The organism is Paenibacillus ihuae (assembly GCF_001368795.1).
In the GTDB taxonomy this organism is placed as follows: Bacteria; Bacillota; Bacilli; order Paenibacillales; family Paenibacillaceae; genus Paenibacillus_AQ; species Paenibacillus_AQ ihuae.
The window spans coordinates 2,393,477-2,416,744 of sequence record NZ_LN831198.1 but is presented as its reverse complement, the minus strand read 5'-3'; the positions used below and the strand labels follow the sequence as shown (position 1 = coordinate 2,416,744).

The window sequence follows — 23,268 nt, the reverse complement described above, 5'->3', positions numbered from 1 at the left end:
TTAGCTGCACCCCTCTATTCCCCGCTCCAGGATTTCCATAACAGTGATCGTTTCTTCGTCGTTAACTGTCTTCTCCTTGCCGTGTACGATCACTTGATAAATGTCATCGTATACCCGGGCATAGTCCCCCTGCTCAGAAATGACTTTTTCTTCGTGATAGTTGCCCTCGTCATCCAAATAGGTTAATGTGCCATAATGCTCCAGGGCGTCAACACCGAAATCGGGATGTCCTTTAGGCAGATAAAATAGCTTTAGATGCTCTTCCTGGCGGTCCTCCGTGCGTTCCATAGTAGAAATCCAGATCGAAGTAATCATTCATTCTGCCGGAGCCCAGCAATTGCCGTACATCGTAATGAACATCATCAGGTTCCCCGAAATAGGAGAAGACCTGATCAATGGTATGGACGCCATGTCCGTATAAGTAACTATTGTATTTGGAAAAATGAGTAACACTATTTGGCGTCTGCGGGCGGTAATAATCATAATTCATCTCCACCTCGAGTAGTTCCCCAAGCTTGCCTGAGTCAATAACCTTCTTTGTCGTGAGGAAGTCCGAGTCGTAACGTCTATTCTGGTAGCTCTGGATGACGAGTTTCTTCTCTTTGGCGTACTGGAAGATGGATACAGCCTCATCCTTAGTCATCATGAACGGTCTCTCAACAAGCACATTTTTGCCATGGTCAAGCGCCATTTTTGCATAAGCATAATGGGATTCTATAGGAGTGCAGACAACGATCAGCCCAATTTCCTTATCGTTCATTAAGGCTTCAATATCATCTGTATACAGAACGCCGGGCACTTTCTCCCATTCCCCTTTATCCGGATTTCGGGCGTAAATCGTCTTTACTTTCAAATGCCCCCGGTTCATAGAAAAAGGCAGATGATAACGGTTCGTGCTTTTGCCGTTCCCAATATAGCCGATAGTTAACATGTGAATTCCCCCTCAGGTCTTTTTCATCTATTATAGAAGAACAATGCCGGCCGTGAAGGATTCGGAGGCAAAACGGTACATTCAACCAATTATCCGCAGGCGTGACCGTCCATGACTGAACAAAATGTTTACTGAGGTGAATCTGTTGAAATTACTGATGCAATTATCGGACATGCATAACTTTACACCGAACGAAAAAAGTATCGCCGCCTATATCCTGCTGCACAAGGAAAAGATGCTTCACTTCAATGTTCAGGAGCTTGCAAAAGCAACCTATACTTCCCACTCGGCGATCAACCGGTTAACCCATAAGCTTGGGCTGTCCGGATTTAAGGAGTTCATCATCAAGCTTGCCCGCGAATTCCAGCAAAATACCCAAAATGTTTCCAATGTTGATCCCAACTATCCGTTTGGTCTGGAGGAGACACCGCTTGAAGTAGCCATGGATATCGCAGAATTAATGAAGGAGACGATTGCCAAAACCTATGCCTTCCTGGATAATGACCTGCTGGCACATACAGCCGGGTTGCTGGATCAAGCCAAACGGATCTTTATCTTTGCCTTAGGAGATTCCCAAATCCGGGCCAAAAGCTTCCAGAATAAGCTGATAAAAATCAATAAGTATGTAGTGATTGCCACGGAGTTATATGAATGGGCGTATCATACCGTTAATCTGACGGAAGACGACTGTGCCATTTTTTTGACCTATCATGGTAAATCACCGATTTATTTAAGGGCAGCCCGTCATTTCAGACAGGAGAACATTCCGTTCATCACGATCACAGCTTCCAGTCAAAGTGAATTGGCACAGCTGAGTACGCTATGTATCTATGTACCTGATGATGAAGTTAAGCATGCCAAAATAGGAACCTTTTCATCACAGATTGCTTTTGAATATGCCCTTAACGTGATCTACTCCTGTATCTATAAGCTATCTTATGAAAATAGGGAGTTCACTGCAGAGGCGCAGAAAAACGCCTACATCACTGATATGATGGAGGATGTATAGCACCATTATGCCGTCACAGCATCTAAGCAAACAAACAGACCGAGGCATTTCGCACGCCTATAATCATTTCTTGGGGTGAACAGATGAATGCTTATAACCTTATGATCCAAACTAATCACTACATAATTAAAAACGGGAGCTTAATTGACTCACAAAAAGATAATATTGTCTGGCAGTTCTTATCCGCACAAACCAAACCGGAACAGGCGAAAAGGTTTTATCAGGGTGTCAAGTTTCCTAATAACATTGACAGCCATGGTCGGCAGATGTATCCGATTTTCTTTATTCCACCATACAATGATGGAGTAAAGCTCAAAACCATTTTTAATCAAACACCGAAAACTCATATTTTCTCCGCTAATATGTATGAACTTGAAATTATCCGCTTACTTTACCTTCTTGCACCAAATAACCTTATTGTAAATGAAATAGTAGATAAAACTCTTATACGCCTAAGAACCACTTGCTTTGGTAACTCTGATGACGGACTAGGAGAATGTTTTGATACATCGCTTGTTGTATTACGCTTTCTTGCAACGGTCCTCCCTAATGATACAGATTGGATAAGTGGCAGAATTGATAATTATAATTGCCATGCTGGAGATAGAAAACGCCCATGGTTTGCAAAATGGTATTTCTGGCTCTGCCTGTCTGAACTGCCATTAACAATTGCTGAATCAGAGATAAACAAATATAAAGGTGAAATTATGCCTTGGCTGACAACGAAGAGTACTGTCATGAACAGCGAATGCGATAAAACCATTCATCCGGTCATTATCTGTATGCTGCGTAACCTAATGAACAGATTTCCAGAATATGCACACGTAAAAGAACGCCAACCTTACATTAGTGAAAAAGACGGAAGATTACATTTTGATATAAACTAAGCATAATAATTGGGGAATAGGAGTGCTCAGGCAGCCAATGCTATAAACCGTTCTCCTTCCCAGGCTGCCTGAGCTTGTTGTTACTTCATTTCCAGTATGGATTCACGTACACTTTTGGGGAGTTTGCCTATAACCATATCGTAAGAGTGGTTAATCATGTCAAAGATATCGGAGAGAGGCAGGGAACCGTCGACCATCACGGTGTTCCAATGCTTCTTGTTCATGTGGTACCCTGGCCGGACAGCATCATGCTGCTCCCGCAAATTCTCCGCAATTATCGGATCACATTTCAGGTTTAAGCGAAATTCGTCTTCTGCTCCCTCAAAAATAAGCGCGAACATCTTCCCTCCGACTTTGAGTACAATAATCTCAGGACCGAAGGGATACTCCTTCGTTGCACCTTGTTTTTTCAGACCGTATGAGATAATACTTGTTTTCATATCAGCACCTCACTTCTGGGAATATAGAGCTAAGAATAAGCCGGCTGCGGCTACTGCCGTCAGCATCCAAAATGAAGCAAGTATCCCCTGTGACACCGTCATTACAGCAATCAGCATGACGCCTCCCATGGAACTGGCTAATGAACGGATAGTGATCGTCATCGGAGAAGCATGTACAATCATCGTAACAGAGACACTTCCCATCGCATAGGCCGTAATAGGAGTCATTATGAAACCAACGCCTATCATTAGCAAGGTATAGACGGCAGCCAGCAGCATATTGGCAATAATGACCGGGAATATTCCATAAAAGAGAATACGCCAGGAATGCTCCTGTACAACTAATCCTGACAGTGTCGGGCCTAGTGCCGGTGCTAACCCCATCACCAGTCCTACCAGCCCCATTGCTGAACCTATTTTTTCTTTGGGGAAGACCCTTAAAATTGTAGTCTGGAATAGCGGCATCAGCAGCCCAGCACCGGCTGCTTGAATAATGCGTCCTGCAAGAATGAATGCAAAATTAACGGAAAGACCTGTAACCAGTGTACCAGCTGCAAATGCACATACTGAAGTGAAGAATAAAGCCCGCGTTGTAAATCTTCCAACCAAAAAGCCGGCCACAGGTACAGTTATACCTGCAACAAGATAATAAATCGTAATCAGCCATTGTGCTCGATTCTCTTGAATGCCCAGATCCTCCATCATTCTTGGCAATGCTGTATTCAGCATCGTTTGCATGAGCTGTCCCAGGAAATTTGCGATGACCAGCGAAGACACAATCAAACCGGGTCTGCTTTTCATTCCATATCCACCTGACTCTTTCTGTATAAAATATATTACGGATAGATTAAGACCGTAATTAAACAATGAAATCCCGCTGATTTCCTCCAAACAGTATAAAAGAGCTGCAGGAGGCAGAGGAATCCCCTTCTATCACAGACTTAATGTGTCTACAATATATTTAAAAGGCCGAAAAGTCAATCCTTCTTGTATATCCTCAAGATCCATTCAGCTGTAACAGAAAAATGGATACTTATCCATTGCTCTACCCATACTACGGATAACTATATAAGGAGGGATAATGATATGGCTGAGGAACGTTTGTTGATCGCAGCATTGGGGGGGGTACATGAGATTGGCAAGAATATGTATTTCCTGCAATATGGAGATGACATCATTGTGATTGACTGCGGCTCAAAATTCCCGGATGAGAGTCTGCTTGGCATTGATCTGATCATCCCCGATGTTGCTTATTTATTGAATAATCTCGACAAGGTAAGAGCACTGATCGTGACGCATGGTCATGAGGACCATATTGGCGGCATCCCCTATCTTCTCAAGCAAATAAACCTACCTCTGTACGCCTCCCGTCTGACGCTTGGACTGATTGAGAATAAGCTCAAGGAGCATGGACTGCTTCGCCAGACCAGCCTGCATCGCATTGATTCGGATTCTGTGCTTACGTTTGGTTCCATTTCTGTTTCCTTCTTTAACACCAATCACAGCATTCCTGATTGTCTGGGTGTCGTCTTTGATACGCCGGAAGGAACGGTTGTGCACACGGGTGATTTCAAATTTGATATGACCCCTGTCAACCGGCAGTACCCGGATATACATAAAATGGCCGACATTGGCAAAAAAGGTGTCCGGTTTCTGCTCTCAGAGAGCACAAATGCTGAACGTCCAGGATTTACTCCATCTGAGAAGCTCGTAGGTGCCCATATGGAAGAAGCCTTCCAAAAAGCAGACCGCAGAATCTTTGTCTCTACCTTCGCTTCCAACGTCCACCGGCTGCAGCAAATCGTTGATGCCGCAGCTTTAACCGGACGCAAGCTTGCCCTGCTTGGCCGGAGTATGGTCAACGTTGTAGCCGTGTCCCAGGAACTGGGCTATCTTAACATTCCGGAAGGTATGCTTGTTGAACCTGCCGAAGCAGCCAAGCTGCCGCCGCATGAGGTGGCTGTTATGGTTACAGGCAGTCAAGGGGAACCGATGGCAGCCTTATCCCGTCTGGCCACTTCGAGCAACAGGCAGATGAGTATCAGTGCCGGTGATACCGTCCTGCTGGCCGCTAATCCGATTCCAGGTAATGAACGCAATGTATCCCGAATTGTTGATAACCTGTATATTCTCGGCGCAAAGGTTATTTATGGCTCCCGAAGTGAGCTTCATGTCTCCGGACATGGCAGCCAGGAGGAGTTAAAGCTGATGCTGACGCTGATGAAGCCGGAATACTTTATTCCAATTCACGGGGAATATCGGATGCTGCACCATCACCGTCTGTTGGCAGAGGCTGTCGGAGTCGATGGTGATAAGATCTTCCTGCTTAAGAACGGGGAGCTTGTGGAGTCATCGGGCGGCGTCGTCCGTCAATCAGGAAGGGTAACTGCCGGGCAGATTTTTGTCGACGGTCTTGGAATTGGAGACATCGGGAATGTGGTCCTGCGCGACCGGCGGCAATTGTCTGCAGACGGTGTTCTGATCACAGTAATCACTCTAAGCCAAGCCGATGGACGGCTGCTGAATGAACCGGATACGATTTCCCGCGGCTTCATTTACGTCCGCAATTCAGACACGCTGATGGAAGAGATCAACCAATTGGTCGCAGCAACACTTGAGAAATTAAGCAAAGCCGACCTTGGCCAATGGAGCATTATGAAGCAGACCATCAAAGAAGCCTTAGGCAAATTCCTGTATGAGCGGACGAAACGGCGGCCAATGATTCTTCCGATCATTATTGAAGTGTAGATCCAAACCTTATTCATTGAAGAAAAATTACGCAAGATGATCCACCTTAATGGGTATGCTAACTATGGTTCAAAATTAACGTCAAAGGAGCTTGATTATGACAGGAATTTTAGGCGGCAATCCAAAAGAAGAACCGATGCATTATGGTGAAGTCTACGGTGTATGGCAAGCCTCTATGGTAGCTAAGGGCGCACTTTCTTGTTACCGGGCTTTTTTGTATCACGCGGGTGACAATGATCTCAAGAAAGTATTAAATACGATGATTGAACAGGCGGAACTGGAAATCCGGGAATGTGATTCGCTGCTGGCAGAGCAAGGGCTGGCTTCAGCTCCGGTATATCCGAACCGGCCAGAGGCTAAGCTGGAGGATATTCCTGTTGGTGCGCGGTTTACAGATCCCGAAATTGCAGCCAAACTTGCAGCGGATAATGCAGCCGGACTTGTGGCCTGCAGCCAGATGATGGGCCAATCGATCCGGGAGGATATCGGGGCATTGTTTGGTAAATATCATCTTACTAAAGCCGGCATCGGCGTCAAGGTGCTTCATCTGTCCAAGAAAAAGGGCTGGCTCATTCCGCCACCGCTTCAAGTGAAAAGACCAGAACCTGTTAACGCTTAAGCATTGAACTTAATCTCCAAATTTGGAGAGAAAAGAAGGCCCGCGATCTTTAGCGGGCCTTTGTTTTGGTTGTCCTACATCGTCCTTATGCAGAATAGACTATCTAAAAAAGGAGGACGACACCATTAATATTTTTATCGGGTACATTTTTCTGGGGTTATCCCTTTCGGCGCCTCTGGGCCCCATTAATGCAGCGCAGCTGGACAAGGGTCTGCGCGGCGGGTTTTGGCACGCCTGGGCTGTCGGCTTGGGGGCGATAAGCGCCGATATCATTTACATGCTGCTCGTTTATTTCGGTATGATTCATTTGCTTGATGCGCCGTTTGTCAAAGCCTTCTTATGGTTGTTCGGATTCTTTGTCCTGGTCTATACAGGTGTGGACAGCATCAGAAACACAGGAGAGATTACTGCAATGGAGATGAGGGGAAGTGAGGCTTCACTCTTCAGATCCTATTTGTCGGGATTCCTGATGTCGCTGTTCAATCCCCTCTCGATCCTGTTCTGGCTGGGCATTTACGGTTCGATCCTGGCCAAGGCGGCCAGTGAGTATCCGATGCAACAGTTATTGCTCTACAGCGGAGCCATTGTACTCGGCATTCTGCTTTGGGATGTAACCATGGCTGCCGCCTCCAGTATTTTCCGCAAATTGCTGACTGTTCGGGTATTGAGGGTGATCTCTGTTTTATCCGGTCTGTCATTAATTGTTTTCGGCTTTTATTTTGGCGTACAGGCTGCCCGGCTACTCTTATTCAGCTAAACCTTATTCTTACGCAGCCGGATGCCTTTAATCCGAAATTCAGGCCCGCCGGGCAGGCTGCGGTGTGCATCCGTCATTTCATCACTCTGCGATTCTTGGTTGGCAGTACCGGATGAATTCTTTTTCCGCACCCGCTGGACAATGAAGTCACTCAGTGCAATTACAGCGACAATCAGCAGACTGATATAGAAGCCCGGCCGGCTGAGCGCATGAAAAAGAGTGCCCGTAACCGCTGCGCCAATCAGCACTAATCCAATCCAGCGTTTGATTGCGCTTAATTTATCCGGTTTAAGCAGTTTTGCAGACGAGAGCAGAATAAAGGACCAATTATACAAAATCATAAGACCGGCGGCTGTAGTAATGTATTCATATACCTTACCCGGTAACCACAGCGACATCATGATTGCACCCAACAAACCGACAGCAATCAGGCATAGGGCGTATAGCGGATATTTATCCTTCAGTTTCTTCGAGAAAACCTTGGGGGCATCCCCTTCCTGGGCAAGGGTGAGCATCATGGAAGTTATCGCATAGAGCGATGCCGTCATTGTAGAGAATCCGGCAACAATTAAGACACCGTTAAATACATGCGGTACAAAAGCCAAGTGGTCACTCCGCAATGCAAGCACAAACGGGCTTTCCTTCGGATTGAAGGCCTTTAACGGCACCATCGTCACAGCTAGGCCAATGGACAGGACATATAACACAGCCAGGACCAGCAGCATGACCTTGCCTGCTTTGGGAGCCTCCTCCGGTTTCTGTAGCCTGTAGGACATAATGCCGAGCACCTCTATGCCGCCGTAGGCATAATAAGCAAAAATAAAGGCCGACCATAATCCAATCGTTCCTGAAGGCAAAAGTTCAGGCATACTTAACGGAAGTTTTGGTGTATACTTGCCCCCGCCAATCCATCCAGCCAGTAGTGCCAATGCAATTACCAGGAACATCAGAATAGCAGCCACTTTAATGACAGCCAGCACATTTTCAACCCGGTCAAACCCTTTATTGCCGAAGAATACAATGCACAGGCCCAAGACGGCAAAACCAGCCGCAAAGATCCACATCGGCACAGCCGGGAACCAGAAGCGGGAGAATATGGACAAGGCCGTGAGCTGACTCCCCATAATCAATAGTTCCGAGAACCAATATACCCAGCCGCTCCCGAATCCGGCCCAGTTGCCGAAAGCCTTCTTGGCATAGGAGCGGAAGGAACCCTGCTCGGGGTGTTGTGCCGTCATTCGGGCCAATGCATCAAATACCATATAGGTTCCAATTGCCGCTAAAGTGTAGACAAGCAGTACTGCGGGTCCGCCAATCGTGATCGCCAGGCCCGAGCCAAGAAAGTACCCTGTACCTATAGTTCCAGCTACTCCTAATAAACTTAGCTGCCACCATTTTAATTTTTTGTCCCTCCTGGGTCTTATCTGAAGCTTGGTTCATGAATTCCGTCCTCATCACATTTAGGATTTTGAGAGTTATCTCATGATCTATAATCCCCTTTTAGCCTAAATTCATGAAAAAATTTATTCTCAGTCCGCAGCAAAAACCCGCACATGGACAACTCACCTCCATAATGCGGGTATCTGAGAGATTTCCGGGGACTCTACCCTTTAGGCGGGTAGGGATCATTTCCGTAACTGATAGAATCGGATATTTTACCGTCCCTGTTATGAATTTTTAGCTCCGTATGAGCTTTTCGGGCTTCCTTTTTACCGGCCTTCTCGGCCTCTTCTTTGGTACGGTGATGGCTGAGCTTGTTGCCGCCGCCCTCCTGATTATCCCAACCGCCATCCTCACTTGGGGTCGTGTGAATTTGATGCTTGCGCCGATCTTCCATTGGTAAATCCCTCCTCTGCAGAGTTCTGTTTGCCTTCTATTAACCGTATCATTGAATCCGCAACCATGAGTGCATCGTGCCATCCATTGAAATGGCTACACGTTTATATTCCTTTTGTACAAAACAGGGATTGCCGCTGCGATTAGGATCATCCCCATAACAGCGGGTGCGGAATGGCCCAGCGATACATACATTTGACCTCCAATCAGGGGGCCAATTACTCTGGCTAAAGCCTGAATAGATTGGCTGCCTCCTTGAATCCTGCCTTGTTCACTGGAATCAACAGACTTAGAGAGCATTCCATTGAATGAAGGTCCAAATATCGAATCACCAAAACCAAAAATAAAGATCCCGGCGATCATAAGCGGATAGAAGGACAATAAAGCGGACAGCGCAATAAGACTATAGCCTATAATTTCCGATACCATTCCGACAATTGCTATCTGCTGATCACCAAGTTTCTTTAAAAGCTTGGGCATTATGAACACTTGGGAAAAGATGTCCTGGAAACCCATAATTGAAAACATAAGTCCGATGAGTGCAGGCTTCCAGCTGAAGGTATCCATTGTAAATTGTGAAAATACGGCCTGTAAAGATCCGTTAGGTATCCAAAGCAGGAAGGCTGAGATAAGCAGTCTCCTTAAATTTTTCATGGAAAGCAGGTTTGCAAGCTGTGTAAATGGATTCATTCTTATCAAAGTAATCTTTTTCAGTCTATTCTTCTTTTCAAGGCTCTCGGGCATAAAAAATAATCCGTACACAACATTCAATAAAGTGATTACGGCTCCAAAATATAGGGGTACAGAATAACCAAACCTGGCAAGGAATCCGCCAATTGTCGGGCCAATCACAGTACCAGCACCTACAACCGCACTTACCCAGCCAAAATATTTGGTTCTTTGCTGCGGAGGAATAATGTCTGCAAAATACGCAAAAATGGTGCTTATGCTCCCGCCTGTTATACCTTCAATAATACGCCCGGCAAATAGCACCCATAGCGCTCCTCCCAGGCCAATAACGAAGTACCCGACTGCAGAACCCAAAAGACAAACCAGGAGCACTGGACGACGGCCATATCTGTCGCTCAAAGCCCCAAGGACGGGAGCTGCAAAAAACACACAGACTGCATAAACAGAGGTCAGCAGCGTAACTGCAATCGCTCGATCTCCCGGATTAGTTATATAAGGCTGTACTAACAATGGCACAACAGGGGCTATGATAGTGAAGCCTATGCCGCAAAGAAACACAGAGATCAGGCCGAAGATTAAAGCGTGCTTATCTACAGTTTGTTCCGGGGTTGGTATGGGGTGTGATCTGGATTTGAACATGAATTTCTCCTCACAAGAAGCTATTTTTATTTCCTAGGAAACAAAAAACATCGTATCGCATTATTGTTTCCTAGTCAACAAAAAACAGTAGCAAAAAAGCAGCCTGCTCTTATCAGAGCCCGGCTGCCTGTGGTTGATTTCATGAATCTATATTATTCCGGCTTAATATTCATAGCCTTTTTCTTTATTTCGGCATCCAAATGAGTATTATACTTCTCCACAAAGCTAAGCATAGTGTCAAACTGCTCCTCAGTCACTTGTTCAAACACGGCCCTATCCCGCTCTTGAAATTCTTGGTGCAGTCCCTCATGGATGTTATAGATTACTTCCCCTTGCGCAGTAAGCCTAAAATAGATTTCTTTCTTATTCTCCGGCTTTTGGTAGCTTTCGATTAGTCCTTTTTCTATGAGCTTTTTAGTTATTTTACTTATGGCGCCTCTAGTCATATAAAAGGACTCCGCAAGTTTGGTCACGTTGGAATCTGCATTTTTCCCAATGTATTCTACGCAGTGTACTTCAGAAGATTTATAACCTCTAAGCGCATCTTCCATCTTATCTTTATTAAGTGAAACCATCTTGTTATATAAGTCCCTGAAACCGGTTGTGAGCTGTTCTTCTTTGTTCATGGCCTTTCCCCCTACCCATGCATGCATAACAACTATGTCAAATAAGTAATTTTGGAGGCTAGCGGAGCTCTCGCCTTGGGCGCCGGAACTTCTTCAGGATAGCCGATGCCGAATATACCGATTACATCATAATCCTCCGGCACACCTAGTGTGGCACGATTGTGGGGCAGAGCCCCTAAGGAGGCCCAGTACGCACCAACCCCAGCATCATGGGCAGCCAACAAGAAATTCTGTGCAAAGCAGGCGGCAGCCATGACATTCTCCAATGAATAGAATCTCCCAAGGCTCGGTCATCCGGTGATTCGGGGCGTAGCTTGCAGCTTCCAGCCAGGAGAGTACTGCCTCTTCACTTATGGCATCAGGCCTGAATTGTTTAATGGTTCTCCGTGTCTGGATAAGGTCAATGATTGTCATTGCTTGAGGCACCTTCCTCTCATGTATAACCTACTCGACTGCTTTTTGAACATCGTAATCATGAAGCTCGATGTCCAATTCCAATCCAAGTGCCAGCTTAGCCAGCTGACTGCCAATAAACGGCCCCATCGTTAACCCGGATGCTCCTAGACCGTTAGCCGTGATCAGTCCCTCCCAGCCGGGAAAAGCGCCGATCACCGGAAGAAAACCCGGGGTAAACGGGCGGAATCCTACTCTGACCTCCTGAAAAGTACTGTCAGCTAAACCGGGAGCAAGCTCCAGCCCTTTATTCAGAATCTCCTGCATCCCGCCTGCTGTGATTCTTGTATCATAGCCTTCGGTATCATTTTCGTGAGTCGCCCCTATAACAATTTTCCGGTCCTCAAAAGAGAGCAGATATTGATCCGTAGGCGGTATGATTACCGGCCAGGCGCCGGTAGCTTGTTGGTCAGCAACCTGTACATGCATGATCTGTGCTTTTTGGAAATGAACCTTGAAGCGGATGCCCAAGGGCTGCAGCAAAGGACTTGCCCAAGCGCCCGCACAGACAATAACGGTGTCAGCAGTGAAGTTGTTGCCTCCGGCAACTGCTCCGGTGACCCGATTATTGTCAAATTGCAGTGCTGCGTCCCCGTGTATCAGGACGGTACCGTTTCTCTGGGCTGAACGCAGCAGCGCATCACGCAGGGCACGCCCGTCTATTCGTGAGGCGCCGCTGATCTGCACGGAATGGAAGCCTTCGGCCAAGAGAGGAAACCGGACCTGCGTTTCTTCTTCATTAAGTACCGTAATCTCACTGATTTCCGGCGCATCTGCTTGCCTCGATTGAGCCCGCTCGTGCATCCTGCGGATTTTCTCTACATCGTGATGAATGCTTAAAGCGCCTACGTTCGCATACCCTGTATTGGTTTCACCTTCGCTATGGAGTTCCGCAATCAGTCCGGGGTAAAACCGTGCGCCTGCTTTTGCCAGCCTGTACCATGCCTGATTACGCCGCTGCGACAGCCAGGGACAAATAATACCGGCTGCGGCATCCGTCGCCTGCCCGTGATCCTTACGGTCTATAATCAGCACTTCTGCTCCCGCTTTTGCCAGCTGATATGCCGCTGAGGCGCCGAGAATCCCTGCTCCGATGACGATGACTTTCTTCATGATGACATTCCTCTCCTGGACAAACATGCTTCCTTCTACTATTCGTTTAATTATAATTCTCTGATCAGCTGTTCCAGCTTAGGGAACACACGGAGTGCGTTCTTATAAAAGACTTCCTCCCAGTAAGCTTCCGGGATAAGATGTTTTACAAACTTAATATACGCCTCCAGCGGAACCAGCGGCCAGTCGGTGCCAAAGACAAGCCGGTCATATTTCTCGGCAAATACGATGGCGCGGCGGAAATGGTCCGTATAGGTCTGCTCTGTCAGAAGGCGGTCAACTTTAGCAGGATTACCAACGATCCAGCCGGACAGATCTGTGTACAGGTTCGGATTCTTCTCCAGCAGCGCCGCAGTCTCCATGACCCACGGATCACCCAGATGACAGAGCATAAAGGTAATGTCACGATGTTTCAAAAAGGTCTCTTCCATAGACAGCGGATGTGAATATTTGAGCAGCCCTCTGTCCGAATAGGTTAACCCGCCATGTATAACTATAGGAAGCTGATATTTGGAAGCCAGCTTGTACACTGGCGCGTAAATCTCATCTCCGACATTGAAATGATAATACCCTGCGTACAGTTTGATCCCCACGGTCTTCTCCTGGCGCAGCGATTCTTCCAGTGTTTCAAGCTGGCCCTCCAGATGCAGGGTCAGCGGATTGATCCCGACACAGGTAAACAGATTGTCCGGAAGCTGTCCGCCCAAATCAAGCAGCATCGGATTCAATGCTGCACTATCAGGAAACGCACCAGCTACTGTCTCAGTAACACCCATCCCCACACCGGCAATCACACCGGCACGCCTGAACTCTTCAAGCAGTCCTTTTTCGGAGTAATCGATATTGGCCAATGTCTGCGCCGTCTCATGAAAGACCTCGATATTCGAGTAATGAACATGTGCATCTATGATTTTCATGGAAAAGTCCTCTCTTCAGTTTACTTCATAAACTTTATCGTTAACAAATCTTCGTAGGCTTGCTCCGGAATCTGCAGGTCCGAGATGAGATGAAACTGAGGTTTGCTGAACTGCCCGATCCCGTCCCGCAAATATAGCTTCTCTGTTGTATAGGATGCTATCACATGGGTGTTTACCAACAGCTCGGTAGCATCCAGCTCCGGATTGGCGATTAAGGTCAACTTCTGCTTCCGCTCTCTGGAGCTATATTGAATGATCCCGCTTGGACTGTTCAATTCACATTGTACTCTGCCCGCTTTATAGATAATGTTCTCACCGCTTGCGTTCTTTACACGCCCCCTGCTATCCATCAGCTCACTGCCTGTCTTATAGTAGCCCGATGAGATAAGCTCAAGCGGATACAGAGGCGATCCGGTATGCTGCTCAATCCTTACTGTAGAAGCAAGAACAGGTGCACCGGGCAGGAGCAGAAAATAATGATGTAGGGTAAGCCCCCTGAATTTAGGATTGTTCGTTATGGTTACACTCATCCGGATGCCTGACCAAAGGTTCCCTTTATTATCACTCATTTGAGCAAAAGCAGCTTCCCGCGGCTCTTCGATCAGGCTGAGCGGAGAGATCCCGTCGAAGCCGGCTGAAAGTCCGCCCATCCAAGGATTCCACCAGGATTTCGGCGCCGGATGCGGGAAAGAGGAATCAAGCCACTCCTCGCCGTGGTACTGTAGCGAAAACAATGCCGGAGCAAAGCTGCTGCTGGCCTGAATCTTAAGCACCCCATTATCCGCAATAAGCACCTCAGCCTGTTCTACATATCTGGTCTCTTGGATCATTTCGTTGACGGAGCCCGGGAATATAAGGTAACTCTTATCCATTTCGTAAATATCCCAATCAAGCTGCACAGAGACAAGATCTGCTTCGGCCCCCTCTTTGGAGAGCAGCGGAAGGTTAACCTCAGTGAGCTTTTGCTCCGCATTCACATCATGGCTGTGTTCCTCGATGCTGTTTAATAGGGAAGAAACGCCTATCCGGCCGTCTAAAAATATTTTCTTGTGCTCCTGAAGCCGCACTACCGGTGATCCGCTTATAAAAGGATTCCCGTCACTAAAGATGACTTTTAGCTGCGGTGAAGTGTTCAGATCCTGTGAATCTCCCTGGAGCAAGGCGAACGAACGGAAATCACGCCAGCTGCTCCAGGTTCCCAGAGCAACACGGAGCGGCTTGGTCTGAAGGATGCTGCCGGCAGGTATCTCCTTAAGCTGATGCTCAACGGCATACATCCAATGGTCACGGATCAGCTTCAATTCTGATGGCCAGGTAATCCCCCGCGTGGTTTTGCCGTCATCCGCAAACAGCCAGTTCTCCGTAAGCTCATCTGCTTCCCAATAGTCTAGACTGGAGGCATGAACGCCTTGATGTAAGTCAATATACTCACCCCGGTAAGGCATCACGCCTCCGTCAAGGCCAAAACTAAAGCTGTCCTTCAGATATATTTCTTCGTTCCGGTCTACAGACGATGTATTATGAATTCTGAAATGACGGGTAAATATTCCGCTGCTATATAATTTAACAACTAAGGTAAGCAGTAGTCCGTCTGAGAAGTCCAGCGCGTATTGGGCTTCCAGCACCATAGCTTCCTCTTCCCTGTAATGAACCATCTGTAAGACAGGATTTTTATTGAATTCATTGGTGTAAGGCAGACCGAATTTGGGATGGAACAGCTTGAACGCCCGATGTCTGCCCTCATGGAGGGTAAGAGCATTGCTGAATTTGTTAAGATGTGCCGCATACGAACCGTTGCTGATCATCCAGCCCATATCCGTTTGACCACCAAAAGCGGTATGAAGTCCGGGAAACACGAGACTAAGCTCTTGTTGGATGACAGATGACTCACGGCTTTCTCCACTCGCGGTAATATTTAGAGAATGATGCCACAGTCCGTATGCCAGTACTTTTGCAGCGAGCGGAACGGTTCTTCGGCCTTTAGGCGGAACCGCGACCGTAACGTCCGGCTTATTGAAGGCTAGAATGGAATCACTTGGCAAATCAAGTGAGAAGACCATCTCGGTGTCGTATTCATTAAGCACAGTCAAATCAAGTTCAATATCTTCTCCGGCAAAAATGTCACGATTCGGCAGCTCCAGCTTGAGCTTAACCGGAAACTTCGGCTCCACGCCAAGTTTAAATACCACGGGTAAGCCGTTAATAAGCAGTTCAGCTTCCACTACCGGATGCGTCTGATAAGCATTTTGTTCTTCTTCAACCGGATGGATATAAAAGCTGCCTTCAATAGACTCTGTTGCCGCAATAACCCTGGATTCGTTGAGCTCAAAACGGATTTGCGGATTGCTGATGCTTTTAACCTGAAGCGTTAAGGGTTGTCCGCTTTTATTCACCGCTTCATAAACAATGGGATAGCTGTTTCCGAAAGGAAGCTTATGCTGCCGCGGAATGGTCGCCGTAATCAGATAATCCTCAGTTTCAATCAGCCGCAGGCCGCGCCCCGACCGTTCATACTCCATCTTCAGCTGAAGCGAATCCTTGCTCCACGTATATGTAAAATAGTCAAAACCGTTTTCCTTCCGCCCGTCCGGCTGAACGGAGATATCACGGGTGCTGTCCTTATACCAGTCTATCGTTTCAAAGTAGTGTTTGACCGCTCCCGTTTGCAGGACAGAAGGAATAAAGTTCATGAGGTGTGTGGAGTCATCGCGTTTTTCCCAGAAAAACCCGCTTTTCTTATACGTCGGAACCGCTTTGGTGTTGCCGGGCCAGGTATACAGGTCCAGCCGCGGCCAGCCAAGCTTAATGGTTTCCTCAAGGGCACGCCGTACAAGCATTTTGCCGATTTTGCGGCCGTGGTAATCAGGCCGGACATTCAGCAAAGGTATATATAATGCTCCCGTATCTTCTTTGTAATGAGAGAAGCTGCAGTATCCGATGACCTCTTCGGCGACTACAGCCAGAAACAGTTTGAGGTGCGTGCTATTGCGATGCTCATCGATCACACTCTGTTCCGTCAGATACGCATTATCTCCTCCCCAGCTTTCAAAACTTCTGTTCCACATCTCCGCAATGGACTTCGCGTGTTTGCGGGGTTCATATTCTTCGATAACGGCTTCTCCAGCTTGCAGCATTAATATAATACCTCCTTTGATTAATGTGTACGCCTTACTTTTCATGGTAAGGGATGGATAATCTTGTATATTACTTTTCTAGTATATACTAGTAACTTCATCCAAAGCTATTTCAAGATTGGCAGCCTGGCCCCGGCAAAATAGCCGATAGAAACAAACAAAAGCGACCAAGTGAAAGCACTTGCTAAGGTTACGAGCAGGAACTTTCTGAAGGACATCGCACTGATGCCGGAGATATAGCTTGTGACATGTCTAATTCCCGGAATAAAGTAGGCGAAGAATATCGTCCAGTTTCCGAAGCGGGAAAACCACTTTTTCACACTGGCAAACCGTTTGGGCGTAAGCCCTACCCATTTCCCGAATTTATCGATCACCGGCTGTCCCAGCCTTAAACCGATGGTATAGCTGATAAGCATGCCGGTAATTGAACCTATGAAACAAACCAGGACAGTTATCGTAAAATTCAGCACCATTACAGAGGACAAGTAACCTACAAACAGCGTCAGCAGCTCGTCCGGTACGGGAAGCCCAATAATACCGAGCGCCAGAAGAGCAAATATGGCTAAATATCCGTACTGTGAAATCATCTCAATCATCCAAGGCATCTATTCACTTCCTGCTTACGAATTTTTCCGTTCAAATACCACACTATAACAGACGATTTCATCAGTACTTTTCACTGCAAGGCAATAGATGCGAAGCTAAGATTGATTTCGCTAAACTTCTCTTATTAAGAAATCCCGATATATAAACTAACAAAGAAATGAATTACTTCACTATCCCTAACCGAAATAGATGAATGATATGTCACTAAAAATAACATTGACAAAAATATGAGGTGTGTTTTATTATAAATTATATGATAAATGTCACATTAAATAACATATACAATCTTGTATAAGCCCATTAATCGGAGTGGGCGTCTCGACCAGGCAACCGTAAATTGCCCCAGGCTACAAGAGGATGCATGAGCTGATCAGGCTTGTATTTAGATTGCGAGAATACAAGGGCTGCTTCACTTGGCGCCTCTTCCGCCTGGGGTTTATTGCATGATTACAATATTTTCTAAAGGAGCGAACCAACTATGACTAAGACCAACGCGCTTGCCGAATTCCAAATGCAGCTTCCCCGTGACTGTACCTTCACCCCAAATGACTGGCAGGTTCTATCCCAGTACTGGTATCCGGTGGCTATTGCTGATGAAATCCAAGATAAGCCGGTTTCAGTTAAACTGCTGGATGTTAAGCTGGTCTGTTACCGCAGTCATGGCAAGGTTGTGATTGCCCGTGATCTTTGCTTCCACCGGGGTGCTCCCTTAAGTCTGGGCTGGGTTGAGAACGAAGAGATTGTCTGCCCTTATCATGGCTTCCGCTACAATTGTGAAGGGGCCTGCACTTCAGTTCCGGCGCATCCGAGCGCCAAGATCTCACCGAAGCTTAAGCTGATCATGTATCCTGCTGTGGAGAAATATGGTCTGATCTGGACCTCGCTGGCAGGAACTGTGGAGCAAATTCCGGAATTCTCCGGCTGGGATGATCCGGATTTTATTAACATTCTGCCGCCAAGCTTTGATATTGCCGGTTCGTCCGGCCGGCAGATGGAAGGCTTCCTGGACGTCTCACACTTCGCTTATGTACATGCAAATTCGTTCGCAGACCCCGACAACACTGAGGTTCCGCAGTACAAAGTCAGACGTGAAGGGAATGAGCTGTTTGCCGATTATTGGAGCACAGTCAGCAACTACGGTAAAGGCCAGGAGAATCCGGCACCGGAAGGCTTCATGTGGCTGCGGGCATTCCGGGTGTTCGCCCCGTTCGCCGCATCGCTTACCGTACATTTTCCCGAGGATGGAAAGCTGATGATCCTGAACTGCGCTTCTCCTGTATCTGCAAGATATACCCGGCTGTTCTGCCCGATCTCACGTAACTTTGATAAGAGTGTGCCGACCGAAGATACGATTAACTTCAATCTCCAGGTGTTCTCAGAAGACAGAGCGATGGTCGAAGCCCAGACACCGGAGGATCTGCCGCTGGATCTGACCGCCGAAGCCCATATTCCGGCTGACCGCACTTCTATCGCGTACAGACAGCTGTTAACTGAGCTGGGTCTTGGAAGAAACTATACTTCCTGAATTCATTAATCCTTAAATTTTTCGATTTCAAAAAGGTGGATGTACATGTCCTGAGTAACGAACATGTACATCCACCCTTTTTTTTGCAGACAAGGTTATCCTAGACTTGATATCTCTGCTTGTTTGACCGGTTGAGCAGCACGCTTGAATAATGACAGGTATCCAACAGTCAGACTTCCCAAACCGATCCAGACCAGTACTGAGACAGCTCCGCTCCAATGCAGCCCTTCCCCAAAGAAGAACAGTCCGCGTAGTCCATCGACCATAAACCGCATAGGCAGCCATGTGTACACCCAGTTCTGATAGAAGCGGGGCATTAATTCCGGCGCCATGGCAAGTAACGGAGCTCCGAAGAACAGCAACAGGACAAATATAGGCATACCAGCCATACCTACCCATAGAAGCACTGCAGAAATCATTAAGATAAAGCTAAAGCTGGCAATGCTTAAAAACAGTGCAGTATCCGTAAATTCCGGGATCTGATAATCCAATATCCCCTGTGCCATCCAGGTCACCCCAAAGCCAATAAACAATGCGGTAACTGCACCTACAAGCACATGTATTATGAGCACCTTTAACTTATTATTTGAGGTTCTGGCTTTTTTGAGAGCCATCCAGGTTAGAACCGCAGCAATCAGACTACCCATCCAGACTGGCTGAAACAGAGCGACTGGTGCATTTGCCTGGGTTCCCGTCGGATTTACGTAACTGACAGCTTTGGATATTGGAGCAGCCAGAAGTTGTGCTTGCTGCAAGGTCAATGATCCGCCCTGTTTAGTCAATGCCTCCTGCAACTGTGCGCTTGCACTGACATTTATGTTGTCAACTATGCCATTCAGCGCCTGTGTAACTGTATTGGCAGCGGCTGCATTCATTCCTTGATTCACATAGATTCCAAATTCAGGTGAAGCAGGAGACGGTGTCTGCAGAGATACTTGCTTCTGGCTGAAGTCTTGCGGAATAACTAGTGCGCCATAATACTCCTGATTATCCATCCCTTCCTTAGCCTGCATGTAGCCGGCAACAGTAACCCATTTGATCGCCGGATCTTTGTTGCCAGCCGCAGCTAACGTTGATTCAGTAATGGTTGCAACCATTGTATCTCCTAGATTCACGGTGCCTTTATCCGGAGTTTCGATGCCCTTATCTTCGTTAACTATAGCGATCGGAAGGTTTTTCGGAGCTAATCTGGCCGAAGGGATTTGAGTTAGCAGAAAGATAAAGAGGACTGCTAATGAGATTAACGGAACCAGAAACAACAGTTTGTTTTTAGAAAAATTCATTGGCTTATTCCCCTTTTTGCGGATTTCTAATTCCGGTCATCATCAGACGGACAGCATTTTCAATCTCTTGATCATTCAGAGCGCTATTGTCAAACAACACAACCCTGGAAATTATAAAACCGCCTATATTAAGGAGAACATACTGAATAAGTTCACCTGTAGGCTTATCAATTAACTCCCCGCGCTTTTTAAATTCCTCCAGCACTGTGCTGTAGAATGGAGTGAGTATTTGGATAAAATAGGGCAGCAGCTCTTTTTTTAATTCATCCTTATACAGGATCTCTTTTACCACAACTCGGAAAATCTCTTTATTCTCATCAATAAATGCTGCCCTGTTCTTTAAAAGTTTTAGCAGCAGCTCGTCAAACTTAGCAGTATCCTCTGCCATCACATCTGTGAACACCTCTTGCGCCAACACCGGAAAAAATTCTTTGATGAACGGAAGAATTACGGACAGCAATAAATGATCTTTCGTCCCGTAATGTTTAAATATTGCGCCTTCCGATACACCTGCAGCCTTAGCAATCTCAGAAGTAGAGGTGTTGGCATATCCCTTCTTGGCAAATAAGGTAATGGCAGAATCAATAATTTGCTGTTGCTTGACTGTCTTAGTTTTGGTCTGTCCCTTTGTGAGGATGATATCAAACAAGGTATTTGCCATCTCAGCCTTCCTTTCACCCTGTATTTAAAAGTGAGTACTCACTTACCTGAATATACATTCCAGCTCCTCAAAATGCAAGAAAAAAGTGAGTGAGTACTTACTATATTTTTATAAACCCTGTGAAAGGCTCCATTCTTGAAGTCAGCACAACGCAAAAAGGCGGCCCATTGGTTCTTGGCAGCCTTTTTGCTTAGTTTAATTTTGATTCGTCCCCAATGATTTTAGTATTCTTTACTTCACAGAGCTCGATGATCACCTTGGTGTAGATCTTGGCTGCTGTCAGCAAATCCTCGATCGCTGCGTACTCGTCTGGTCCATGGATAGGGGGTGGTATTCCCGGCATTGCCGGGCCGAAGTTCACTCCTCCGGCAATGCCTTGTACATAGCTCCAGCCCCCGGTAGCTGTACATTCACCTTCTGCCCGCTGCACTCATCATATGCGGACAGTAGTCAGCCAGGCCAAGTGCTTCGGGCAGCCGCGATAACAGATACAGCCGATCGAAGGCTTCGAATCGGCTGTGCGCGGCGGGTCACTCCCTTAATCCGCATGCCGAAGGCATAGGACTGACTGGCAATCTCCTTGCCGAACCGTCCGGCTCCGACGATCAGCAGCGTTTTACCCTTCAGCTCATCCAGTGAACTGTGCCCGCCCCACAGGCGCTTGCCTTGATTAAGGATGCTGAGACCGATATTGCGACTGAATGCAATCATAACTCCTAGTGCATGTTCACTCATCTGCGGTCCGTGAATGCCGCTTGCATTGCAGACCGTAATCCCTCTGGCAATGGCCTGTTTCTAGGGGATGACCGGAAACATCATGTTCACCGGGAGATGATTTCAATATCGTTTAGCGGCTCATCCCAAATATGCAGATGAACTTTTTCGCTAAGACTCCGGGCGATCAGCACTTTCTTCTTTTGGCCACCGGTGTACGATGACATATCCTTTTCAAACTGCACTCTGGCAAAATCGAGCTTTCTTAGGATTGCCTTAAACAAGCTTTCATCGATATCATGCTGGCGCGCATAGTCCGATAAGCTGCACTGAAGAAATGAGGTATCCTGGGATACATAGGAGATTTTCAGCTGGCTGCGTTCGGACAATACCGGAATAGCTTATGTCTTCACCGTTAAGCAGTTTGAGCAGACTGGATTTCCCGGTGCCGTTTTTGCCGGAGAGTGCGATACGCTCCCCGAAATGAATAGAGACATGGTCGAACTCAGCAAGCTGTTAGAATAAAACACGCGAAATAGAACTCGCAGCGCAAGAAATCCTACATTATCCTTGTCAACTCCTGTCATTTAGAGGTTGGTATCATAACATTGCCGCTTTTTGATTTCAACACTTCCTCAAATCCGCTACAATCAGCATATCCATATGGCGTGCATTCCGGAGCAGGAAATGTACAAGATTGTCCTTGAAAAAGGACCGCCATGCCGCTCTGCGCGGCTGCCCGATAATCAGCTGGGTCGTATGCACATCATTCATCCGGCTTAACAGGTGCTCATAGAAAATTAACGCTGCTGCCCGCCTCGGCAGTTTCCATTTTTCCGCCTAACCTTTCCGTCAAATGCCGCAATGTCTCAAGACGCTTCTGCTCATCAACCATGAGGGGCGCCCCGCAGTGCACATAATTCACATACCATTCTGCTTTTAAGCGGTGGGCGATACGGAAGCCGCGGCGGATCAAACGTTCTGCCTGCGGGCCCAGATCCACACACACAAAGATAACCTCACGTCTGCCCCAGGGACCGCGCAGGGACGTATCCCGGTCCCATGCTTCCAGCCGTTCATCTACATCATCCGCAATTTCACGCAGGGCCAGCTCGCGCAGCGCAATTAGATTGCCGAGCTTAAAAAAGGATTCCAGCGCCTGATTCACCTTCTCGGAGGCGTAAATTTTCCCTTCCCGCATCCGTTCCTGCAGCATTTGCGGCGTGACATCGATCAGCTCGACTTCGCCAGCCATTTTGAGAATCGCATCCGGCACGGTCTCGCGAACCCGCACACCCGTTAACTGGGCTACCGCATCATTCAGGCTTTCGAGATGCTGAACATTTACTGTAGTGATGACAGAAATTCCGTTTTCCAAAAGACGGATAACATCCTCATACCGCTTACCGCTCTGACTGCCGGGCACATTGGTATGGGCTAGCTCATCCACCAGTACAACCTCCGGGTGGCGGGATATAATTGCTTCAGTATCCATTTCTTCCAGCTGAGTAGACTGATAGGGAATCCTGGCCCGCGGAATCATTGGTAACCCGCCGATCTGTGCCTGGGTTTCTTTTCTTCCGTGGGTTTCAAGCAGACCGATCACCACGTCGATCCCCCGGTTCAGCAGAAGATTTCCCTCCTGCAGCATTTTATAGGTTTTGCCCACTCCGGGAGCCG

Annotated in this window: 22 protein-coding genes, 3 pseudogenes and 1 riboswitch; of the genes and pseudogenes, 6 read left to right on the top strand and 19 right to left on the bottom strand. The window is 47.1% G+C overall.

Going from position 1 to position 23,268, the window contains the following annotated elements; all coding sequences use genetic code 11:
• Positions 1-931 (bottom strand): annotated as a pseudogene (locus tag AQR02_RS10890) (Gfo/Idh/MocA family oxidoreductase).
• A 145-nt stretch (positions 932-1,076) separates the two neighbouring features.
• Between AQR02_RS10890 and AQR02_RS10885 the strand changes: the two are divergent.
• Together AQR02_RS10885 and AQR02_RS10880 are read left to right on the top strand one after the other, a co-directional pair.
• On the top strand, positions 1,077-1,940 hold the full coding sequence (locus AQR02_RS10885; protein WP_054942071.1) for a MurR/RpiR family transcriptional regulator: 864 nt from the start codon (positions 1,077-1,079) through the stop codon (positions 1,938-1,940).
• Positions 1,941-2,041: 101 nt separating this feature from the next.
• Complete coding sequence (locus AQR02_RS10880; protein WP_159067738.1) at positions 2,042-2,827, top strand: hypothetical protein; 786 nt, start codon at positions 2,042-2,044, stop codon at positions 2,825-2,827.
• An 80-nt stretch (positions 2,828-2,907) separates the two neighbouring features.
• On the opposite strand, the gene AQR02_RS10875 is transcribed toward AQR02_RS10880, so the two are convergent.
• Both AQR02_RS10875 and AQR02_RS10870 read right to left on the bottom strand, forming a co-directional pair.
• A complete protein-coding gene (locus AQR02_RS10875; protein WP_054940575.1) occupies positions 2,908-3,267 on the bottom strand; it encodes an MmcQ/YjbR family DNA-binding protein in 360 nt (119 codons plus the stop codon).
• 9 nt (positions 3,268-3,276) lie between these two features.
• A complete protein-coding gene (locus AQR02_RS10870; RefSeq protein WP_054940574.1) occupies positions 3,277-4,068 on the bottom strand; it encodes an MFS transporter in 792 nt (263 codons plus the stop codon).
• 285 nt (positions 4,069-4,353) lie between these two features.
• On the opposite strand from AQR02_RS10870, the gene AQR02_RS10865 reads away from it, so the two are divergent.
• The 3 genes from AQR02_RS10865 to AQR02_RS10855 all read left to right on the top strand — a co-directional run bounded on the left by AQR02_RS10865 (position 4,354) and on the right by AQR02_RS10855 (position 7,391).
• Entirely contained in the window at positions 4,354-6,015 is a 1,662-nt protein-coding gene (locus AQR02_RS10865; protein ID WP_054940573.1) for a ribonuclease J, read from the top strand.
• A gap of 97 nt (positions 6,016-6,112) precedes the next feature.
• Entirely contained in the window at positions 6,113-6,634 is a 522-nt protein-coding gene (locus tag AQR02_RS10860) for a DUF3231 family protein (protein ID WP_054940572.1), read from the top strand.
• A gap of 124 nt (positions 6,635-6,758) precedes the next feature.
• Entirely contained in the window at positions 6,759-7,391 is a 633-nt protein-coding gene (locus AQR02_RS10855) for a LysE family transporter (RefSeq protein WP_054942070.1), read from the top strand.
• Here AQR02_RS10855 and AQR02_RS10850 read toward each other — a convergent pair.
• From AQR02_RS10850 to AQR02_RS10810, 10 genes are all read right to left on the bottom strand, one after another.
• Entirely contained in the window at positions 7,388-8,815 is a 1,428-nt protein-coding gene (locus AQR02_RS10850; protein ID WP_054940571.1) for an amino acid permease, read from the bottom strand. The genes AQR02_RS10855 and AQR02_RS10850 overlap by 4 nt on opposite strands.
• A gap of 179 nt (positions 8,816-8,994) precedes the next feature.
• Positions 8,995-9,228, bottom strand: a complete 234-nt coding sequence (locus AQR02_RS10845; RefSeq protein WP_054940570.1) for a DUF2188 domain-containing protein — start codon at positions 9,226-9,228, stop codon at positions 8,995-8,997.
• Between the two features lie 95 nt (positions 9,229-9,323).
• The gene (locus AQR02_RS10840; RefSeq protein WP_054940569.1) at positions 9,324-10,556 is read right to left on the bottom strand and encodes an MFS transporter; all 1,233 of its coding nucleotides are present in this window, start codon (positions 10,554-10,556) and stop codon (positions 9,324-9,326) included.
• A gap of 152 nt (positions 10,557-10,708) precedes the next feature.
• Entirely contained in the window at positions 10,709-11,182 is a 474-nt protein-coding gene (locus tag AQR02_RS10835) for a MarR family transcriptional regulator (RefSeq protein ID WP_054940568.1), read from the bottom strand.
• Between the two features lie 32 nt (positions 11,183-11,214).
• Positions 11,215-11,448 (bottom strand): nitroreductase family protein, encoded by a 234-nt coding sequence (locus AQR02_RS35300; RefSeq protein WP_342447450.1) that lies wholly within the window; start codon positions 11,446-11,448, stop codon positions 11,215-11,217.
• A complete protein-coding gene (locus tag AQR02_RS35295) occupies positions 11,390-11,596 on the bottom strand; it encodes a nitroreductase family protein (protein WP_342447449.1) in 207 nt (68 codons plus the stop codon). The genes AQR02_RS35300 and AQR02_RS35295 overlap by 59 nt, the downstream gene beginning before the upstream one ends.
• Positions 11,597-11,626: 30 nt before the next feature.
• The gene (locus AQR02_RS10825) at positions 11,627-12,748 is read right to left on the bottom strand and encodes an NAD(P)/FAD-dependent oxidoreductase (RefSeq protein WP_054940567.1); all 1,122 of its coding nucleotides are present in this window, start codon (positions 12,746-12,748) and stop codon (positions 11,627-11,629) included.
• A gap of 50 nt (positions 12,749-12,798) precedes the next feature.
• Entirely contained in the window at positions 12,799-13,665 is an 867-nt protein-coding gene (locus AQR02_RS10820) for an amidohydrolase family protein (protein WP_054940566.1), read from the bottom strand.
• Positions 13,666-13,685: 20 nt separating this feature from the next.
• The gene (locus tag AQR02_RS10815; protein WP_054940565.1) at positions 13,686-16,799 is read right to left on the bottom strand and encodes a GNAT family N-acetyltransferase; all 3,114 of its coding nucleotides are present in this window, start codon (positions 16,797-16,799) and stop codon (positions 13,686-13,688) included.
• Positions 16,800-16,906: 107 nt separating this feature from the next.
• Positions 16,907-17,404, bottom strand: coding sequence for a DedA family protein (locus tag AQR02_RS10810; protein ID WP_054940564.1), 498 nt, complete (start codon positions 17,402-17,404; stop codon positions 16,907-16,909).
• A gap of 268 nt (positions 17,405-17,672) precedes the next feature.
• Positions 17,673-17,775: riboswitch (purine riboswitch) on the top strand.
• Between the two features lie 108 nt (positions 17,776-17,883).
• Between AQR02_RS10810 and AQR02_RS10805 the strand changes: the two genes are divergently transcribed.
• Positions 17,884-18,930, top strand: coding sequence for an aromatic ring-hydroxylating oxygenase subunit alpha (locus tag AQR02_RS10805; RefSeq protein WP_054940563.1), 1,047 nt, complete (start codon positions 17,884-17,886; stop codon positions 18,928-18,930).
• Between the two features lie 95 nt (positions 18,931-19,025).
• Here AQR02_RS10805 and AQR02_RS10800 read toward each other — a convergent pair whose 3' ends face one another.
• The 6 genes and pseudogenes from AQR02_RS10800 to AQR02_RS34035 all read right to left on the bottom strand — a co-directional run.
• Entirely contained in the window at positions 19,026-20,213 is a 1,188-nt protein-coding gene (locus tag AQR02_RS10800; protein ID WP_054940562.1) for a YhgE/Pip domain-containing protein, read from the bottom strand.
• A gap of 4 nt (positions 20,214-20,217) precedes the next feature.
• On the bottom strand, positions 20,218-20,874 hold the full coding sequence (locus AQR02_RS10795; RefSeq protein ID WP_054940561.1) for a TetR/AcrR family transcriptional regulator: 657 nt from the start codon (positions 20,872-20,874) through the stop codon (positions 20,218-20,220).
• A 190-nt stretch (positions 20,875-21,064) separates the two neighbouring features.
• Complete coding sequence (locus AQR02_RS32400) at positions 21,065-21,304, bottom strand: M20 family metallopeptidase (RefSeq protein ID WP_148449084.1); 240 nt, start codon at positions 21,302-21,304, stop codon at positions 21,065-21,067.
• A gap of 20 nt (positions 21,305-21,324) precedes the next feature.
• Positions 21,325-21,585 (bottom strand): NAD(P)-dependent oxidoreductase, encoded by a 261-nt coding sequence (locus AQR02_RS10790; RefSeq protein ID WP_054940560.1) that lies wholly within the window; start codon positions 21,583-21,585, stop codon positions 21,325-21,327.
• Positions 21,586-21,698: 113 nt separating this feature from the next.
• Positions 21,699-22,104: pseudogene (locus AQR02_RS10785) on the bottom strand (ATP-binding cassette domain-containing protein); the annotation flags it as partial.
• Positions 22,105-22,212: 108 nt separating this feature from the next.
• Positions 22,213-23,268: pseudogene (locus AQR02_RS34035) on the bottom strand (histidine kinase); the annotation flags it as partial.

Bases quoted from the DNA above. Each gene is read 5' to 3' on its own strand.
- AQR02_RS10790 (WP_054940560.1), bottom strand. From the start codon at position 21,585: ATGATTGCATTCAGTCGCAATATCGGTCTCAGCATCCTTAATCAAGGC.
- AQR02_RS10875 (WP_054940575.1), bottom strand. From the start codon at position 3,267: ATGAAAACAAGTATTATCTCATACGGTCTGAAAAAACAAGGTGCAACG.
- AQR02_RS10845 (WP_054940570.1), bottom strand. From the start codon at position 9,228: ATGGAAGATCGGCGCAAGCATCAAATTCACACGACCCCAAGTGAGGAT.
- AQR02_RS10860 (WP_054940572.1), top strand. From the start codon at position 6,113: ATGACAGGAATTTTAGGCGGCAATCCAAAAGAAGAACCGATGCATTAT.
- AQR02_RS10835 (WP_054940568.1), bottom strand. From the start codon at position 11,182: ATGAACAAAGAAGAACAGCTCACAACCGGTTTCAGGGACTTATATAAC.
- AQR02_RS10815 (WP_054940565.1), bottom strand. From the start codon at position 16,799: ATGCTGCAAGCTGGAGAAGCCGTTATCGAAGAATATGAACCCCGCAAA.
- AQR02_RS10795 (WP_054940561.1), bottom strand. From the start codon at position 20,874: ATGGCAAATACCTTGTTTGATATCATCCTCACAAAGGGACAGACCAAA.
- AQR02_RS10810 (WP_054940564.1), bottom strand. From the start codon at position 17,404: ATGCCTTGGATGATTGAGATGATTTCACAGTACGGATATTTAGCCATA.
- AQR02_RS10840 (WP_054940569.1), bottom strand. From the start codon at position 10,556: ATGTTCAAATCCAGATCACACCCCATACCAACCCCGGAACAAACTGTA.
- AQR02_RS10870 (WP_054940574.1), bottom strand. From the start codon at position 4,068: ATGAAAAGCAGACCCGGTTTGATTGTGTCTTCGCTGGTCATCGCAAAT.
- AQR02_RS35295 (WP_342447449.1), bottom strand. From the start codon at position 11,596: ATGACAATCATTGACCTTATCCAGACACGGAGAACCATTAAACAATTC.
- AQR02_RS10805 (WP_054940563.1), top strand. From the start codon at position 17,884: ATGACTAAGACCAACGCGCTTGCCGAATTCCAAATGCAGCTTCCCCGT.
- AQR02_RS10825 (WP_054940567.1), bottom strand. From the start codon at position 12,748: ATGAAGAAAGTCATCGTCATCGGAGCAGGGATTCTCGGCGCCTCAGCG.
- AQR02_RS10865 (WP_054940573.1), top strand. From the start codon at position 4,354: ATGGCTGAGGAACGTTTGTTGATCGCAGCATTGGGGGGGGTACATGAG.
- AQR02_RS10820 (WP_054940566.1), bottom strand. From the start codon at position 13,665: ATGAAAATCATAGATGCACATGTTCATTACTCGAATATCGAGGTCTTT.
- AQR02_RS10880 (WP_159067738.1), top strand. From the start codon at position 2,042: ATGATCCAAACTAATCACTACATAATTAAAAACGGGAGCTTAATTGAC.
- AQR02_RS10800 (WP_054940562.1), bottom strand. From the start codon at position 20,213: ATGAATTTTTCTAAAAACAAACTGTTGTTTCTGGTTCCGTTAATCTCA.